Here is a 17680-nt window from a genome sequence, read left to right as displayed (position 1 = left end):
TGGTGGGCTCGTGACGTCGGTTGGATCGGCGTGCGTCGCGGTCAGGGGGTCGCTGCGGCACGGCGCAAGCGGCGACATCCATTCTCCGGGTCCCTGCCCGACGGTGGCTCTGACGGCCCACACGTTGACGCGCGGGGGAGGCTTCCATGATGCTCCTCAGGCTGCCTGTCGCTGCAGTGCCCGAGAGCGGCGGCCCGATTCACCCCCACGTGCGACTCCCTGTGTCGGGTGCCTGGGCGCGCACGGACCTCGACGAGGTCGCACGTCATCTCCAGGCCGGGGGCTGCGTGCACGTCACGCTGACGATCCCGCACCGCGGACTGCTCTCGCTCGTGCGGCGGCGTAGTGCTGCCACGGCGGATAGCAACCTTCGCGACCGTCTTGACGACCTCGCGGGCGTTGCGGGATCCGATGTGAGTCGCGTGATGGTGCGGTTCGAACACGAGCCGGGCGCGGTCAGGGAGGCCTGGAGGGCGCGGGGGTATGGCGGCGTGGCATCGGGGGACCTGGGCGCCCGCGCTCGAACGAATGTTCGCTCGACGCGCTCGTGGCGCGGGCCGTGCCCCGCCCCGCTGAAGCGACGGGCCCCCGCGGGGTTCGACGGTGCGAGGGCAGGCCCCACGTGCGCGCCGACGCAGGAATGCCACTGTCGTGGGACGTCATCGATCAGCTCCACCGGTGGGTGTCCGCCGGTGACGAGGCCCACTTGATCCTGATCGTTCCCCGCTCTCCGGTCTCGCGCGACCCTGAGCTCCACCTCCTGTGGGAACGACGCATGACACTTGACGTCGCCGACCGCGAAGGGGAGGTCGCTCAGTTGTGGCCGGGAACCCCGCTCGTGCGGATCGACGTCGTCCGGGTCCACCCCAACGCGGGCCGCGTTCGATGGGCGCGTCGGTTCGCTCGGCGGACGCCATGACGGTCCGCGAGCGGCGTACCGCCGCACTGCGGCGTCCGGAAGGAGATGTGTCGTGATCCACGGTGACCGGCGCGGCGCCTCAGTCCGCGCTCCCGATGGTGTGGATTCGCCCCTCAGCACGGATGCCGACCACGTCGGCGGGGGCGTCAGAGCAATTCCGCGCGACCTCACACCGGAGGCTGCCGCGCATCTGACCTCGGCCGGTGGTTACCCCTGCATCTCCGTGCTGATGCCAACGACCCCGGGTGCACGGATGGCGATCGCGGATCGCGAACGCCTCGAAGACCTGCTTCTCGACGCCGAGCGACGTCTGGTCGACCAAGCGTTGGGCGGCCGCGAGCGGTTGATGTACGAACTGCGACGACAGGCCCGCATCGCGCAGGACTCGGGCACGCAGAACGCTCTCGGGCTGTTCGTCAGCCACAGCATGTCGCGAGCCTGGGCTCTTCGGTGGCGGTCCATCAGAAGGTCGTGGTCGAGTCCACCTTCGCCACTCGTGACGTGCTCCGGGCGCTGCACCGGACGCCGCCGCACCTGGTCCTACGCGTCGACGAGTTCGGAGCTCGGGTGTACTGGGTGGCCGCGCGCGTCACGCTGCTGGACACGGTTGAGCGTCTCCCCGTCGGCAGTGCGCGGCTCATGGCCTCGCCAGGCCTCGACAGATCCGACCCGGAGTCGGGTCTCGGGCGCGGTGCCGGGCGCGGTGCCGGGCGCGAGGCCGACGACCGCAGCGACCTGCTCGCCCGGATCGACGGCTGCTCGCCCGGATCGACGCCTGCATGACACCTCTACGGGCAGAGCGTCCTGCTCCGTTGGTCCTGGCCGGCGACGCGGCACTCGTGGACGAGCTGAAGAGCACGGCGCGCTGGCTACAGCGCCTCGCGGGCGTCGTTGTCGGCGCGACCGCCGACAAACCGGACCAGCTGTTCACAGCGTCAGCGTTGTGTCTGGAGGACTATCTGCACCGCCGTGGTCAGCAGACCCTCGATGCCGTGTACGAGTCCGCCTCAACGATCCCGAGCAGGTGGTGGCCGGGCTGGACGGTTGCTGGGCGGCCGTGGCGAACCGGATCACGGGCACCCTTGTCGTCGAACAGGGCTACGTGCACCCTCGACCGCCCGGAGAAGGTGGGGGGCCTGCGTCTCACGACCTGATTGACGACCTGCTCGAGCACGCCATCCACGCCGGCAACCTCATCGCCTTCGTCGACGACGCGCAACTGCACGAGTTCGGGGGAATCGCGCTCCTGAAGTCCAGGTGAATCGAAGCCGCAACGATGGTTGGCGATGTCAGTACGCCGCGCACGACGCGCGACACGCGTTCGCCCATATGCAACGTCCCTCACGAAAGGAGCCCACGTGAGCGTCAGCCGACCGGGAGCTGATGGCAGTCACCCGACCAACCCCCGACGGCATCGCATGGCACGCGAGGACCTCTCACCACTGGAACCATCTCGCGACATCGGATGGCTGCTGACCCTGCTGAGCGCGGTGGGAGTGCTGTGGTCCTCGTGGGGGCTGTTCCCCAACGATCCGGTGGGTAACGCCGCCGGGACCTGGGTGTCGGCCGCAACGACCATCGCGATCATGGGCACCATGTGGTTGCGCGCGACCGACGCCTCGTCGGCCGTTGCAGTCACGGCGCTGGCAGGTGGAACACTTCTACTCCTTGGCGCACTTCGCGACTACCCCACCTCCGTCACCGTCACCATGGTGGGCGGTGGTGCCGGCATCGTCGTAGGCGCGATCATGCAGGTTCGACACGCCCCCGGAACGCGTTAGGCCCACGCACTTCTGAACGCCGGGGACAGCCCACCCCGCCAAAGAAGGAACGCCATGGCCCACGAGACATCCGCACCCGCTGATCAGCCGCCAGGCATGACCAGACCGCCAGCCCTGCGGCGCGTCTTGGAATCGACCCGATACCTGGCCGCCATCGGATCCGTCATCGCCTTGGTGGTCTGCGCCGCCACATTCGCCTGGGCAGGTGGAAAGGCGGTGCAGTTCTTCGCAGCTGTGACCTCTCGCACCGGCCCGGGGGAGGACGCCTTGGTCTACCTCTTCGAGAGCATCGACACGATCCTCGCCGGTGTCGTGCTGCTCCAAGTGGGCCTGGGGTTGTGGGAGCTCTGTGTCGGCGACCTGGCCTTGCCGGAGAGTCTGGCAACGCACACGTTCGACGAACTAGAAGCCAAGGTCGCCGGAACGTTGGTGCTTGTGCTGGTGGTGCGCTTCTTGGAGGAACTCGTCCAGGACCCGGCGCCCCAACAGCTGCTCGCGACGGGCATCGCGGTCACCCTCGTCGGCGGGCTCCTGGTCCTCTTCATGCGCTGGCGCCGCTGAGCGGCGCCCACTGGTGTCGTTCTAGCTGGGGACTGCCCCGATGAGCGGTCGCCCAGGAACCACAACGAGCACCTTCGGGCGATGGGTGAGCCTCCATCGACGGGTGTGGCTGCAGACCCGGCCATGCCGGCCATGCCGGCCGCGACGTCGACCCGCGAAGCAGAGATACCCACCTCCTTGTCGACCCATCTGCCTGTTGACAGGGAAACCCGGCAACGCGGATCATCTGAGGTGAGGGGAGTACCCCGTTCTCGATGACATCGTCACCACGGTCGACCATGTTCGGCCCGGTGTCACGGCCGCGTCGAAGTGATCGCGGTGGGGAAGACCTCCGACTGCTCGGCAGTGGCTCGAGCGTGTGGAGGTGTCTGGTGGATGACATGCGAGAAGCATGGTTCGTGATCTCGTTTGGGGATCTCGGTGAGGTCGCAGCTCTCGCTGTGGTGCTGGCCGCGCTCGGTGCGCGAATGGTGCCTTCGGCTCGTAGGTGGGCGCCCCGCGGGAAGGCTCGCCGATACCGATCGGCACCGGCTGGGCGTGCGGACCGCACGCCCGAGGGGCATGTCGATGCGACGTCTGGTGTCACGCGAGCCCCTCAGCTCGTTGCCTCTCGTCCGCTACCTGGAGCATGAGCCGTGGACGTCTCGCCACTCGTGTGGGGGCTGACGATCGCCGGGATCGTGGGCCTACTGCTCTTCGACTTCTACTTCCACGTGCGCAAGGCTCACGTCCCGGCGCTGCGGGAAGCGGCGTACTGGTCGGCGCTCTATGTCGGCATCGCGATCGTGTTCGGACTCGGAATCCTCGTCGTCGGTGGGACCACGCCGGGTGGGGAGTACTTCGCTGGCTACATCACTGAGAAGGCGCTCTCGGTGGACAACCTGTTCGTGTTCCTCATCATCATGAGCAGCTTCCGAGTCCCCCGCGAGGACCAGCAGAAGGTGCTGCTGTTCGGCATCGTGTTCGCGCTGATCGCGCGGACGGGGTTCATCTTCCTGGGTGCCGCACTGATCAACTCCTTCGCGTGGGTCTTCTACGCCTTCGGGCTCATCCTGATCCTGGCCGCGGGAAACATGTTGAAGTCTCATCAGGACCACGACGAGGGCACGGCAGACAACTTCGTCGTCCGAACCGCACGCAAGGTCATCCACACGACCGAGCATTACGACGGCGACAAGCTCTTCACGATGCACAACGGCCGGCGCGCGATGACCCCGATGCTGCTAGTCATGGTCGCCATCGGAGGCACTGACATCCTCTTCGCGCTCGACTCGATCCCGGCCATCTTCGGCCTGACCCAGGACACCTACCTGGTCTTCACCGCGGTGGCGTTCTCGCTGATGGGGCTGCGTCAGCTGTTCTTCCTCATCGAGGGTCTTCTCGACCGGCTCATCTACTTGTCGTACGGGCTCTCCGCGATCCTTGCGTTCATCGGCGTCAAGCTCATCCTGCACGCCTTGCACGAGAACAACCTCCCCTTCGTCAACGACGGCGAGCCGATCAAGGTGACCGAGATCAGCACGGTCGTCTCCTTGAGCGTGATCCTCGGCATCCTGCTGGTCACGGTGCTCGCCTCGCTCTACAGCCCTGCCGGAAAGTCCCGCAACGCCATTGCCAACGCCCGCCGCCACGCCAGCGCCTACCTGGACTCCGAATACACCACCGACCCGGCGGAGCGTGAACGCATCTACGCACTCCTGCTGTCCGAGCGCGACCAGATCGTTGCCCTCGGACCGAAGTACCGGCAGAAGGCACGCGACGAGGACGACCTGATGAACTTGCTGCGGCGTGCCCAAGACAGCCACGCCGCCGCCGTCGACCGCGGCGAGGCCGAACCGGTGGGACCCTCGACGCTGCTGCCACCTCACCCCTGAGGGGCCATCCCTTCTCCGCCCTCTTGCTGCGTACCCATCCTCCGTGCCCCAGGCGTCCGCCGCCCGGCCTACCGCGGGAAGATGGCGAGGAGGTCGCTCACCATCGCCGTCGACTCCTCCGGGTGGCGCAGGGGACCATTCGGGTGCACCTCGTAGCGATTGCGTCGCCCCACCCGGGTGCGGCTGAGGTAGCCCGCAGCTTCCAGGTCACGCAGGATGCTGCGCGCAGCACGCTCGGTGATGCCGACGCGGTGGCTCAGCTCGCTCAACAAGACGCCGGGCTCACGCGCCACCAGCACCAGGACATGACCGTGGTTGCTCAAGAAGGTCCAGGAACGCTCAGTCGAGGTCACGCACGCACCCTAACCCGCCGGCGTGGCGTGGCTCACAGTTGATATGCCGGTAGTTAAATACCGGTATCATGATGCCTATGACAGTTCTGCGCCTCCTCCGCCCTGTCCTGGCTTGCCTGATTCTCGCCGGCCTGGTGGGGCTTGCCCATCGGTTGTCCGTCGGCGGCACGCCATCGGTGGACGCGGGGCCGTTGCGGTTGGAGTTCGGGTTGGTCAACCTGATCCTGTTCACCTACATCGCGGCGCTGACGTGGCTGCTGGCCGGCTACAGCTCGACCAACTTGCGTGGGCAGCACCGGTTGGGTCGCTTCGGCGCCTTGTTCGTGGGTGTCACCGTGTCCCTGCTGATCCTCGTGCTGGCCGGGAACCTGCTCACTCTCGCGGTTGTGTGGACGATGAGTGGGGTGCTGTTGGCGAGCCTGGTTTCGCACACGGGAACCGTGAACGCCGACGCGGCGGGTAGGCACGTCCAGCGGTCGATGGCTCTGTCGAGCGGTCTGCTGTGGGTGGCGGTCATCGTTGCTGCTGCGTCTGGCCTGAGGCTGGACGGGACTGACACCGGCTCGGCACTGGGTTCGACCCAGGCGACACTGATCGCGGTGCTCATCGTCGTTGCCGGAGCCGTTCGTTCGTCGCTCGCGCCATTCCACCGGTGGCTGCCCGAGACGGCGGAGGCCCCGTCCCCTGTGTCGGCGCTGCTGCACGCAGGGATCGTGAACGCGGCGGGAGTCATCGCGGTGCTGCAGTGGGACCTGCTGAGCGCGCAGCCGGCGGTCCTGCTGGTGTTGGCCGTCGCCGGCCTGGTCACGGTGGTGTGGTGCTCGTTGGAGCAGCGGGTGCGCCCGGACGTGAAGGGTCGGCTCGCCGCTTCCACGTCGGCGCAGATGGGGTGGATGGCCCTGCAGGTCGGCCTTGGTGCCCCGGCCGCAGCGCTGTTGCACCTGATGAGTCATGGCGCGTGGAAGGCCTGGTTGTTCCTCCGTGCCGGCGGCGCGGTGGTGCGAGCGCGACGGGAGTCCTCCAGGGGTCCGGTGGTGTGGTCTCAGGCCGGGGCGATGTCCGTCCTCGCCCTCGCTCCCGCGGCGGCGCTGCTGATAGCGGCGGGGGTGGGGGGCTCGGACAGCCCGTCGGCCTCACCAATACACCTGTTGTTGCTGGGCACCGCGGTGGTCCTTGGTCTCGCCGTCGGGGTGGAAGCAGCGGCGTTGGAGGGCACCGGCCTCGCGGTGCGGTCGGTCGTCGCGTCGAGCGGCGGCCTCGCGATCGCGACCTACCTGTTCGTGGCCGTCGTGTTCGAGCAGCAGGTCAGCGTCCGGACGGATCTGTCGCACCCGGCGCTCGACTGGGGCGCCCTCATGGCGGCTACGGCAGTCATTGCAGTGGCCCTGCTTGCCTGGACGGCCGTCAGGTTGCACCCCGGCAGCGACCACCCCGTGGCCACGCTCGTGTCCTCGACCTCGCTGCCCCCGCGCGCCGGCTTGCCTGGTCTTCCTGCCCGGATCCGCGACCCGCACCCGGCTCGCGGGATCTCGGCGACCACGATCACGCCACAAGGGCCCGCGGACCGCGAGACTGATGCGCTTGTGCGGAAGACGGTCGAGATGGCCGGCAAGCTCATGGGGCCCGCATGGCCGCTGCGTGCCACCGTCGCCGTCAACCCGCTCGCCGGATTGGAAGTCCTGCCCTTCGACACCGCCTTGGCGTTGGGTGAGCGGTTCCACGCAGCCAGATTGAGGCCCTCCTTCGACTGGTTCCTCGACCTGTACGACCAAGGCCAGATCAGTGACGCGGAACTGGAGCGCGCTATGGACGACCACGGCGTCGGCGGTGGGCCCCGCGGCGCCGACGGGCTGGTCGACCTGACCCGTGACATCGTCGCCCTCGATCAGCCCGCACTCACAGCAACCCACGAGACGTCACCCAAATCCGCGCGACGCCGCCCCTCGACAGAGGCAGGCGCGGCTGCGGGCGCAAGCCGCCCCCTCGCGCACGCCCACGTGTGGTCGGCGCGAGCCTGGCATCGCGCCGAAGATCGCACGGCAGACCTACATGGCCCGTGGCGGCTGTGGAAGCACTCGGCCCGCCACCCGAGCTACGGCGCAACCAGCGGCTCACGCGGCGCCCGCATTTTGGCCGACTCGCTGCCCGAGGACCCCGTACGAGCCATTGGCGTCCTCCTCGACCGCGCCGGACACGGCTCCGAGGACCTGTTCGACGTCGTCACGTCCCTCCTCGCCGCCGGGCCGGGCTGGGTGGCACATGCCCAGTGGCGCGCCCGACGCAGCGGCACCGCCGACCCGCTCGTCGAGCTGGTTGCGCTCCGGCTGGCGCTCACCGTCCTGCACGGTGTCCCCGTCCTCGCCCCACCGACCTCGACGCGGAACGACCCGGCTGAGGGGGCGACGAACTACCTGCTGCTCCAGAAGGTCTGGCTCGATGCGCTGGACCGGAGCACCCAGGACCTGCTCTGCCGCCCTCTCGCCGAGCGCCAGTCCCAGGCGTCGACAGGCACTTCCTCGACGCGAACCTCCACCACGAACCTGATCGCGAGCTCGTTGGCCAGTGCGGCAGTTGCCCCTGTCAGTCAGTCGGTGTGGTGCATCGACGTCCGCTCCGAGCCCATGCGACGCCATCTGGAATCGATGGGGCCGCACGAGACGTTCGGCTTCGCCGGGTTCTTCGGGATCACCGGCCGCGTAAACCTCCCGGAAGGCACGTCGTTCGACCAGTGCCCGGTCATCGTCACCCCCACCATCGAGATCGATGTCGCTCACCAGCGGCTCGACATCATTCCCGCGATGAGCCTCGCCGCCACCCGGGTCGCCGCCCGTCCAGGACTCGCCTTCGGGGTGGCCGAGGCCGCCGGAGCGTTAGCGTTCGCGGCCGCCGTGGCCGCCAACCTCGCACCGCGGACGTGGCGGCGCATCCTCGACCGGTCCGTTCGAGGTCACCGCAACGCCGGGCCGATCATGTTGCGAGACCTGGCCGACCCCAGCCGAGACCTTGACAGCCGGGAGCGCGCCGGTGCCGCCGAGGCCATGCTGCGCACCATCGGTCTGACCAGCGGGTTCGCTCCCGTCCTGATCCTGGCCGGGCACGGCTCGACGACCGAGAACAACGCCTACGCCACGGCCTACGATTGCGGCGCCTGCGGTGGCAACCCCGGCCTGCTGAACGCGATGGCCATGGCCCAGGTCCTCAACGACCCCGCGGTTCGCGCGGAGCTCGACCACCGAGGCATCCATCTCCCGGACACCACCCGGGTGCTAGCCGCGCTGCACGACACCACCACCGACCGCGTCACCTTGCAGATCTCCTCGCCGGCCGATGTCGAGGCCGCCGCGCTGGTCCAGCCCGCAGTCGACGCGGCCGGCCGCGTGGCCGCAGCCGAGCGTCGGCTCCGCCTGCCCACCCACGGGCGCAGGGCCACACCTCGTCGAGGAAGCACCGGCGGCAGCCTGGAAGCACGGGCCACCGACTGGTCCGAACCCATGCCCGAGTGGGGACTAGCGGGCTGTGCGGCCATCATCGTCGGGCCACGCCACCTCACCCGCGGCATCGACCTCGCCGGCCGCACGTTCCTGCACTCCTACAATCGCCACGACGACCCCGACGGGACCGTACTCACCGCGATCCTCAACGCACCCGTCATCGTCAGCCAGTGGATCGCCTCGCAGTACTGGTTCTCCTCCGTCGCGCCCACCGTCCTCGGCTCCGGCGACAAGACCACCCACAACGTCGTCGGTGACATCGGTGTCCTCACCGGAGCTCACGGCGACCTCCGCACCGGACTGCCCTGGCAAGCCCTGTTCGCCCGCGACCCCGGAACTCACCCGGACTCGAGCAGCCGGCCCCAACACGTCCCGTCGCGGCACCTCGTCGTCATCGACGCCGACCCTGCCCTGCTCGCATCCGCTGTACGACAGAGCCCAGGCGTCATGACACTGCTCACCAACAACTGGATGCGACTCGTCGCCCTCGACCGCGGCCACGTGGTCGACATCGCCACCATTCTCGCCAGCGAAACAGATCCTGCCCACGTGAGCCGCACGACGACGCAGCCACCGCGCCGTTGGCCGACTCCCGACCAAGGCCAGGAGTCCAATCGCGGCGAGGTCGGCCCCCGATGAGCAGCCAAAGCCCCTCCCAGCTTCCGCACGGACACGACCTGGCGGGCGCGCGGGCTGCGGTCGCGACCAAGCATCGCAAGACGCTGACCATCGCCCGCGCGCTCGGAGGGCCCCACGGTCTCCGCCTGCAGACCGCAGCTGTGGACACCGACGCGCTGGGAACGTTCACCGGGGAGACCCCCCGACCCGGAACTCCCCGCCATACCGCCGCCGTCAAGGCACGGTGGGCATGTCACGAATCCGGACTCAACCTGGGGATCGGCTCCGAAGGCTCTTTCTCTCCCCACCCGGAGGTCGGGTTCATCACCGTGCAGGTCGAGCACGTCGCCCTCATCGAAGCCTCCACCGGCCTCACCATCGTCGGCACGGCGACCGGGGGAGCGCCCTGGGCTGTGAGGCGAACCCAGACCCCGGATCAAGATCTGCACGAGTTTCGCGACCTGCTCGCCTCTGGCACCCAGCGTCTCGTCGTCCGACCCACTACACCCCACACCGACGGCCGCGGCATCACCAAAGGCATCGCCAGCACCGAGCATCTTCGCGATGCTGTGCGAGCGGCAGTTGAGCACGATGAGACTGGGCGCGCGACCATCGAGACCGACCTACGCGCACACCACTGCACACCACGCCACAGCCTCATCCAAGCCGCCGCCCGAGACCTCGCACTCCGCCTGGCGACCCGTTGCCCCGCCTGCTCCTCATTCGGCTTCGGGTACGAACGCTCGCGACGCGGAGCACCCTGCGGCTGGTGCGGCACACCCACGACTACCGTGCGCCATCACGTGTATTCCTGCCCGGCCTGCCACCACACCGACACCCAGACCCTCGAAGGAAGCGATCGAGCCGATCCGGGAACCTGTCCGGAATGCAACCCCTGAGTATCCCCGACTCGTCTCCCTCCTTGGATGTGTGATGCAAACCTTCAGACCACGCGCGCGGCCGAGCATCGCCACCCGCAACGCCGCAATGTCCCATCCGCCCGCACCCACACCCGCCCATGCCACCCCCCAATTCGACAGCATCAGCAGCAGCCGCCCCACGCCCGGCCCGTCGCAAACGACGGCGCCCCTGGTACCGCGTCGTCACACAGACTGCAACGTCGCGTCGCATCCTGCGATTGCCAGCACCAAGACCAACGGGAAGCGCGGGTGCTACCTCGTGGGGGGGCGACGAAGAAGAAAGGCGGGACAATGTCGGGCGACAAGACGGTCATCGTGGTCACGTCGAGTGAGTTGATCAGTGAACTCCTCACACGGTTCCTTGAACGACGGGAGCCGGCATCAGGTGCGTCGCGACGGCTCATGGTCTAGACCAAGTCGATTCCCTCTGCGACGAACGGCGGCCGCGTCTGGCAGTGGTCGCCTTCCAACCGGGCGAGGAGGCCACCTTCCTCCCAAGCGTGCTTGCTGTCCTAGACCGGCGCGGGATCGAAAGAGTGGTCCTCGAACCAACCGACCGGCTTGGCGACGTGCTCCACAAGCTCGGCACCTAGCCCGAGCTCCGGGTCAAGTACCGAGCGCTCGGGAGCACGGCACCGACGGGGTGGGACAACACTGCTCGCGCCTGCGGTCTGCTCGCGCCTGCGGGCTGCGCCCGCGCCACGCCGAGAGAGGAGGGGCCTATGGTCGAGTGAGCGGTGACCCCGGCCCCTGCGGCACCCGGGCATTCGGGACCGATTGGCCGTGACAGCGCAGAAGGTGGTACCCCATGAGGGTGACCTGACGAGGTTGCAGCGCTGGATCTCTGAAATCCCTATCGGGTGCCGCTACTGGCTCCACTACGGTCTCCACCCTCGGGTTACCAGCGACCCTCCAGCGACCCTCCAGCGACCCTCACTGAACGGCGACGCGGGTTAGTCGTCAGACGTCATCGATAACTCGTCGGGGTTTGCCGACACTGCTGACGTCTCGGGGGTGACGTTCGTCCCGCGTGACGGGGCCGACTGGCCCTTTCGCCGCGACGCCGGCGGTGATGTGCTACTGCAATGTGGTTCTTCAGGGCGATAGAGACGAGCGAGGGGGAGTGGGAGTGCCGCCGCGGACGACAGCAGTTCGACGTGCACGAATCTCTTTCCGACGCCGTTGAACACCTGGTTGAGCTTGCCGAGCGAGAGGGGCCCGCCTGGCTGTTCGCCCATCACCAAGATGGCCGCGTAGCTACGGTGGCCAAAGTGGGCACTTCGCTACCTCGCTAACCCTCCCGTGGGTGAGGGTGATCACGACTCGCACATTGCCGAGCATCGGGCCACTGTCCACCGAGGATCCAGTTTGGGCACTTTGAGTTCGTAACGATCGGGCTGAGGCAAGACACTGTGAGAACGTCTTGCGCAGACGTCTGTGCAGGCGGGCTGCCGCCGACCTGGATCAACCAACCCCCTAACGCCGTTCCTTGACCAACGGGCGGGCCCTGGGGTGCGTCGCCTCAGTTCACAGACGCCCCTATAGGTCAAGACTTCGTCGCGGCGGCCTGGGGCTCGTGGCGTCTTGTGGTGCGCGGTGGTCGGTCATGACGGCTTGGTAGACCTCGCGCGCCAGGTAGCGCTTGAGGCATCGGATGATGTCGCGTTTGGACAGTCCGTCGGTAGTACGGCGAGCGACGTCGTCGATGGTCGGCTGATGGAATCGCATCCGCACGATCACCGCCCGGTAGAGCGCCGCGTTCGCTTCTCGGTGCCCGGCTCGTGAGAGCCGGTGACGGTTGGTCATCCCGGAGGATGCCGGGATGGGGCTGGCGCCGCAGAGCTTGGCGAAGCCTGCCTCGGAGTGAACGCGCTCGGGGTTGTCCCCAAAGACGATGAGCATCTCCGCGGCAGTGTCGGCCCCGATCCCGAGCCCTTGGCGCAGGGTGGGTGCGTGGTTGCGGGTGAGGTCGTCGAGGAGCGTGTCGTGCTCACCGATCTTGGCTCCCAACGCTTGGAAGCGTTTGGCGAGTGAGCGCAGTGAGTGCTTGGTGCTCGCGGTCGGTGAGGTGACCGCGCCTGGTCGCAGTGAGGCGCACTTGTCGATGAGGACCTTGTCGGAAAGGCCGGCAAGTTGCTCGCGCAGCTCGGCGGGTGCGGTGACGATGAGTGCCTTCAAGGTGATGATGGCGCTGGTCTTGGCTTTGCGGGCGGTGTCGCGGGCGATTTTGGTCTGCCGGATCATCTCGGCTGCGCCGTCGGCGGACTTGGGGACAGCCTTGGCCTGCCTGCCCGCCCAGCACGGCACGAGCACCGGCCTCGGCGTCGAGAGTGTCGCTCTTGCCGTTGCTGCGTCGGCTGCGGCGGTCGCCACGGTTGACCTCGATCACGCGGTGGCCGGTGCGGCGCAGGAAGCTGGCCAGGCCGACGCCGTAGCTGCCCGTGCCATCGACGCCGTAGGCGCTCACGCGGCCGTCGCCAGCCATCGCTGCAGCCCACGCTTCTAGTTGTGCGTAGCCCTCACGATTGGCGGCGACGTGCTGCGCGGCGAGTTGGGTGCCGAGCTGGTCCAGTGCGATGGCAACGTGGACGTACTTGTGGGTGTCGACGCCGACGATGATCTGCCTGGTCACTACCTGCTCGGCGGGTTTGACGGTCATGCTGGTCATGGCTGCCCTTCCGGTCTGCCTGCTGGGTGGTCGATGCCAGCTGGTCGGGCGGGTAGGACAGGACTGTGATGAGGTCGGTTTGGCGATCAGGCCCCTATTCGGTCACCGCCCTCCCGGCCAGCCGGCGTGTGCGCTGATCGCCACCCGACCGGGGCCGACAGATCAACGCCAAGGCACCACGGCCAGTCGTAAGCAAGGGTCAGACCCCGGTCAGGTAGCCCCTGATTCTTCTCACAGTTGAAGTGGTGTCCGGCGATCCCGACGGAAGGTGCGATCACCTCTCGTTCGAGGACCTTGTGACGCCAAGCGGTAGCCGAGGCGATGCGGGATCGGCGCGACGGATGTCGCCCCCGGCCATTGTCGTACCTAGCTCAATCTCCATGCATCAGGCTGGCGTTGGCCAACGACTTCGTCGACCTCCGCTTCGGCGCCCCGGGTTGGGTGACAACGTCACAGCGATGACCGGCCGAGCGGAGCGGGGAGCCCATGCCAGCGATGTTCGGTCGGTCTCGGGCGAGTTCGCCCGGCGACGCCGCTTCCCCCGTGTCAAGTTCGCTTGGGCATCCAAGATTTTAACCGAAACCGTGGACAAACCTTGGACAAGACTCATCGTCTTCCTTCAGCATGGGCTGGGTCAGACGTCTACTGCCGAACCGCGTCCGGCAAACCGAAGTGCCTGGCGCAGCTCGCGGAACTCCGTTGTGACGGCGGGGTCATTAGGACATATCAGGGGGTAGGAATGGGCGCAGACGCAACGCAGACCGCAGAGGGGGTCGTCAGTTTGGTGGGACGCCGACGTCGCCGCCCGAGTTCTCCAGAGGGCTCCCTTGCCGCACCAGGCACGCCAGCGAGGGGCCGTGAGCCAGCCTGCCCTACGCTCACCGACCCCGGGCCTGCGAGCGCGCCGAGCAGTCGCGACGCGATGACAGTCGATACCTTGCACGTGGATGCTTGTCCGCACGATCACGCTCGGGTGAGGGGACACGGGCCCGAACGCACCGAAGATCAGCCCGGCCCGGTCGGGGAGGCGTATGTGCCCACCGCTCCCGATCCCGTCATTGCACGCTTCGACCGCTTGTGGCAGTTCCACATCGACTCACTAGCCGATCGCCTCGGCGCCACCCCGTCCGTGCTGTTGTGTATGCCTGACGGGCGGCCGCTGGCCGCCCGCGGCCTGGCCGACCACGACCTCGACCCAATTGCCCGGCTCACGTGCGATCTCGTAGCGGCGAGCGCAAGCCTGACCACCGCCCGCCACTCAGCGGTCGAGGAGATCGAGATCGTCCAGTTCATCGGCGGCCGGTCTCGCACCGTGGTCCGCGGAGCCCCAGTCCATGGGCACGGCACCCTACTGCTGTCAGTTACCGCCGAGGACGTGAGCCTCTCGCTGATGATCGTCCAAGTCCGTAGGACCGCGGGTGAGCTGGCCACTCTGCTCTCGGCCGCCGGGTAGTGCCGAACGCTCATCACCGCCGGCGACTCCTCAAGCAGGGGTCGTTGCCGAGCAGACGCGAGCCATGAAGTCTCGCGTCTCCAACGTCGAGCGCATCGGCGGAGACCTCGCCTCTCGACCATTCTGCGGCCTGCCCGCGCGGTCGACGCCACGGGTCCGCAGGCCAATTCTCGTGGCGCCGCGCGGTCGGCAGTGCCGTCGACCAGCGCCACGTCGGTACGGCGGACCCGGCGGAGGTGCCCGATTCTGCGGCGTGCGGCCCGCCCTCGACAAGAGTCGTACCGGCGACCTTTCACGTGGGAAGCAGCTTCGTGGACCACGCCCGACGGATCGCAGACACCGAGGGACGGAACTAGCTGAGACTCGTCCAATGGACTTTTCGGCGGCGTTCCCTGGCGGTGGCCCATTCGGCGGATCTCCTACACATCGAGTCCCCCGGGCGTACCCACACCCTGCAAAGACCAAATGGCTCCCTTGCATGCATCGCGCGGGGCGCTGCCCGCGGACGAGCGGTCGCGGTCATTCGGGGTGGGACGGTCAAGCACACTGATCGTTTGTTTCATGGGGCCCAACGCCGCCGATCCCGCGAACAGGCGACGTCCCAGCGAAGGGAGAGCAGTCGGTCTTCTGAGGTTGCACGTGGCTGGCTGGGGTGAAGTCTGAGCGAGTTTGGCGCACGGCGCGGGCGCGCGACGTAGGTGTGCCGGTCAGGTCGGGGTGTGGAGGCGATTCGTGGGTGCTCGAGGGGGTGCGGCAGGCGGCCCGCCGCGACGCGCGGACAGTCGCGGGGAAGGCGACGGGCCGAGATGCTCGACCGCAGCAGGCGGTTGGAGGCGTTGGCGGTTGAGGTCATGACGGCAGTCGCGGAGCGCGACCTGGCGGTGGCGGACGCGGAACGGCGAGCGGACGAGGCACTGCGACGGATGACGACGGAGGAGCGAACGACGGTGCGGGAGACCGTTGAGTGGTGCGATGGGTGTGTGAGCGCGTGGCGGATGTCACCAAGTCGCGGAAGATCGATGCGCTCGGTTCGGGAACGCGCTGAGCCGCCGCGTCTCCACGGACTCGGAGGCGAGAGACATGTCGCTGTCGCTGGGGGGCTGCTCAGCGATCGTGTCGGTCAAGAGCGCTCGGAGTGAGGATCTGGGCCCTGCGGCCCTCGGAACACACCACCTTTCAGCGGGCTGCTCGCGATGCCCGCGGCTGGGCAACCACCTGGACACAGGCGCAGCGGGCAGGAAAGCGAGCGCGGGCGGCGTGGGATCGGCGCGGGTGAGGGTCGAGGCTGGTGGGCGTGAACGCCTGCTTCCACTGCCGACTCGTCTACTTAGATGTGCCGGTTTCGCCAAGTCGACCCGGTCACAGTCTCTTGCCCGGGGCAAGTACAGACCTCGGCCCTCGATTCCCCCTTGACGGTCGGGGTCGCCTTCACGTCGGGCAGGGTGGCTGCGTCGTATGTGTTGCCGGTGGTCGACACGCAACAATCGCGAGCCGGATGCCTGAAGACGGCTCGCTCAGGCAGATGGGTCCGGGAGGTGGCCGGTCTCGACGATCTGCTCCGCGATGCGTGCCAGTTTGACGTTCTGGTGGGAGGAGAGCCGTTTGAGGACGGCGAAGGCCTGATCGGAACTGAGGTCGAATCTTTCGCGGAGCATCCCGACGGCCTCACCGATGACGCGTCGGGTGAGCAGTGCGGTGTGCATCTGGTCGAGCTCGAGGACCGACGCGAGTGTGACGCCGGTGTGCGCGGCCATCGCGAGGCCGTCGGCCAGGTCATCGCGGGTGAATGCCTCGGGTTCCTCGGCGTAGAGGCTGAGGGCAGCGAGGCTGCAACCGTCGCTGAAGAGTCGGAAAGCCATGGCAGACCGGATCCGGAAGTCGACGGCCACCCGCGCGCCCCAGCGAGGCCACCGGGTGTCGGCCTCGACGTCGCCGCTGATGACGGTGTCGTCGTGGCGGAGTTCGATGAGCGGACCTTGGCGTAGCTCGTGCTGGAGCTTGTCGACGCGGCGGGCGTCGTCGTGGCTGACGGCAGGGCTGTCGATGCTGCCTGCTCGATGTGCCGAGTGGTCTCGTGCGCGTCCGTCGGCCTGCCCGTCGGCCTGCCTGTCGTTCTTCTCGTCGCGGGCGGGGCGGGCCGGGCCGGCGGTGTGGGCAAGCGGATGTGGCTGATGCGAGCGGTGGCTGTAGTGGATGACGGCGATGCCGGCGAGCGAGCACCGTTGGATCAGCTCGACGGGAAGGTTCACGGCCTGGTCGAGAGTGTGCCCGCCGTCGCTAGCTTCGGCGGTGCGTCGGGCGGTCTCGGCCAACTGCTGGTTGAAGGTAAGGCGGTCCACTGGCGGCACTCCTAGCAGGCTCCCGAGCGTGGGCGTGTTCGGGGCTGGACGGATGGCGGTCTGAAGCGCATGTTAGAGCGAAGGTGCCGGGCGGGAGCTCCTGCGGGGCAGCTCGAGACACAACACCCCAGCCGACGGTGTGGTGTGTGCGGTCGTGACCTCGGTGGTGGCTCGGACGGCACTGCGCTGGCTACGGGGGCTGTTCCAGTGCGCCGGATCGTCGGTTCGATGCGGGCTGCGATTGTTGCGGTGAACATTTTGAGGGACCACCTCTCGCCTTGTATCTTGTATGATGGTGGCGCCGACCGTCCTGCGGGGCGGTCGGACCAAACTCTGCGGAGCCGCTGCCGCGCGTGTCCTCTCAATCCTGTGTCAGGTCGACAGATGGGCCACGAGCCGGTCCTGTCCCGCGTTGCCCTTGATCATCGACCGGTTGTCCTCAAGGCCGCTGGTCCGGTAGGACCGATCCGCGTCTGCGACGTGTCGGCAGTTGTGCTGGACCCCGCTGCGTCCACTCTGACGTCCGGTGCGGGTCGAAGGATCTGCCGGCCGCTCGTCGCGAAGCTCACCGATCGTGGGGCGGTGGATGCCGCTCCGGTAGACGTACCAGGCCGCGGCGAGGTCGAAGCAGTCGGCGTCTGGCTTGTCGGTCTCGCTTGTCGTCGGCGGCGTCTGCTCGATCGTGGCGGGATGAGAACCCGAC

13 protein-coding genes are annotated in these 17680 nt (G+C 67.9%); 8 read left to right on the top strand and 5 right to left on the bottom strand.

The window, feature by feature from the left end; translation table 11 throughout:
• Positions 1–998: 998 nt before the first annotated feature.
• Positions 999–1343 (bottom strand): hypothetical protein, encoded by a 345-nt coding sequence (locus tag LN652_RS02630; protein ID WP_230443159.1) that lies wholly within the window; start codon positions 1341–1343, stop codon positions 999–1001.
• Between the two features lie 47 nt (positions 1344–1390).
• On the opposite strand from LN652_RS02630, the gene LN652_RS02625 reads away from it, so the two are divergent.
• From LN652_RS02625 to LN652_RS02605, 5 genes are all read left to right on the top strand, one after another.
• The gene (locus LN652_RS02625) at positions 1391–1702 is read left to right on the top strand and encodes a hypothetical protein (protein WP_230443158.1); all 312 of its coding nucleotides are present in this window, start codon (positions 1391–1393) and stop codon (positions 1700–1702) included.
• Positions 1703–1943: 241 nt separating this feature from the next.
• On the top strand, positions 1944–2180 hold the full coding sequence (locus LN652_RS02620; protein WP_230443157.1) for a hypothetical protein: 237 nt from the start codon (positions 1944–1946) through the stop codon (positions 2178–2180).
• Between the two features lie 157 nt (positions 2181–2337).
• Positions 2338–2700: a hypothetical protein gene (locus LN652_RS02615; RefSeq protein ID WP_230443156.1), complete on the top strand. Its 363-nt coding sequence runs from the start codon at positions 2338–2340 to the stop codon at positions 2698–2700.
• Between the two features lie 54 nt (positions 2701–2754).
• A complete protein-coding gene (locus tag LN652_RS02610) occupies positions 2755–3261 on the top strand; it encodes a YqhA family protein (RefSeq protein ID WP_230443155.1) in 507 nt (168 codons plus the stop codon).
• A 635-nt stretch (positions 3262–3896) separates the two neighbouring features.
• On the top strand, positions 3897–5135 hold the full coding sequence (locus tag LN652_RS02605; protein WP_230443154.1) for a TerC family protein: 1239 nt from the start codon (positions 3897–3899) through the stop codon (positions 5133–5135).
• A gap of 68 nt (positions 5136–5203) precedes the next feature.
• Here the strand turns inward: LN652_RS02605 and LN652_RS02600 are convergent, their stop codons facing one another.
• Positions 5204–5488, bottom strand: a complete 285-nt coding sequence (locus LN652_RS02600) for a helix-turn-helix transcriptional regulator (protein ID WP_230443153.1) — start codon at positions 5486–5488, stop codon at positions 5204–5206.
• Positions 5489–5565: 77 nt separating this feature from the next.
• Here LN652_RS02600 and LN652_RS02595 point away from each other — a divergent pair, with 77 nt between their 5' ends.
• Together LN652_RS02595 and LN652_RS02590 are read left to right on the top strand one after the other, a co-directional pair.
• Entirely contained in the window at positions 5566–9618 is a 4053-nt protein-coding gene (locus tag LN652_RS02595; RefSeq protein WP_230443152.1) for a putative inorganic carbon transporter subunit DabA, read from the top strand.
• A complete protein-coding gene (locus tag LN652_RS02590) occupies positions 9615–10496 on the top strand; it encodes a DUF6671 family protein (protein ID WP_230443151.1) in 882 nt (293 codons plus the stop codon). The genes LN652_RS02595 and LN652_RS02590 overlap by 4 nt, the downstream gene beginning before the upstream one ends.
• Before the next feature lie 1560 nt (positions 10497–12056).
• Here the strand turns inward: LN652_RS02590 and LN652_RS22115 are convergent.
• Both LN652_RS22115 and LN652_RS22110 read right to left on the bottom strand, forming a co-directional pair.
• Complete coding sequence (locus LN652_RS22115; RefSeq protein WP_407941542.1) at positions 12057–12419, bottom strand: transposase; 363 nt, start codon at positions 12417–12419, stop codon at positions 12057–12059.
• Between the two features lie 88 nt (positions 12420–12507).
• Positions 12508–13176 carry an IS110 family transposase gene (locus LN652_RS22110; RefSeq protein ID WP_407941541.1) on the bottom strand — a complete coding sequence of 223 codons (669 nt, stop codon included), beginning with the start codon at positions 13174–13176 and terminating at the stop codon, positions 12508–12510.
• 1042 nt (positions 13177–14218) lie between these two features.
• On the opposite strand from LN652_RS22110, the gene LN652_RS02580 reads away from it, so the two are divergent.
• Positions 14219–14638: a hypothetical protein gene (locus LN652_RS02580; protein WP_230443149.1), complete on the top strand. Its 420-nt coding sequence runs from the start codon at positions 14219–14221 to the stop codon at positions 14636–14638.
• Positions 14639–16152: 1514 nt separating this feature from the next.
• Here LN652_RS02580 and LN652_RS02575 read toward each other — a convergent pair.
• Complete coding sequence (locus LN652_RS02575; protein WP_230443148.1) at positions 16153–16977, bottom strand: GAF and ANTAR domain-containing protein; 825 nt, start codon at positions 16975–16977, stop codon at positions 16153–16155.
• Positions 16978–17680 lie beyond the last annotated feature (703 nt).

The sequence above is a fragment of the Nocardioides okcheonensis genome, from assembly GCF_020991065.1.
In the GTDB taxonomy this organism is placed as follows: domain Bacteria; phylum Actinomycetota; class Actinomycetes; order Propionibacteriales; family Nocardioidaceae; genus Nocardioides; species Nocardioides okcheonensis.
This window is presented reverse-complemented; position numbering and strand designations above follow the sequence as displayed.

Excerpts from the sequence above, each read along its gene's own strand:
- LN652_RS02615 (WP_230443156.1), top strand. The coding sequence starts at position 2,338 with ATGGCACGCGAGGACCTCTCACCACTGGAACCATCTCGCGACATCGGA.
- LN652_RS22110 (WP_407941541.1), bottom strand. The coding sequence starts at position 13,176 with ATGACCGTCAAACCCGCCGAGCAGGTAGTGACCAGGCAGATCATCGTC.
- LN652_RS02590 (WP_230443151.1), top strand. The coding sequence starts at position 9,615 with ATGAGCAGCCAAAGCCCCTCCCAGCTTCCGCACGGACACGACCTGGCG.
- LN652_RS22115 (WP_407941542.1), bottom strand. The coding sequence starts at position 12,419 with ATGCTCATCGTCTTTGGGGACAACCCCGAGCGCGTTCACTCCGAGGCA.
- LN652_RS02610 (WP_230443155.1), top strand. The coding sequence starts at position 2,755 with ATGGCCCACGAGACATCCGCACCCGCTGATCAGCCGCCAGGCATGACC.
- LN652_RS02595 (WP_230443152.1), top strand. The coding sequence starts at position 5,566 with ATGACAGTTCTGCGCCTCCTCCGCCCTGTCCTGGCTTGCCTGATTCTC.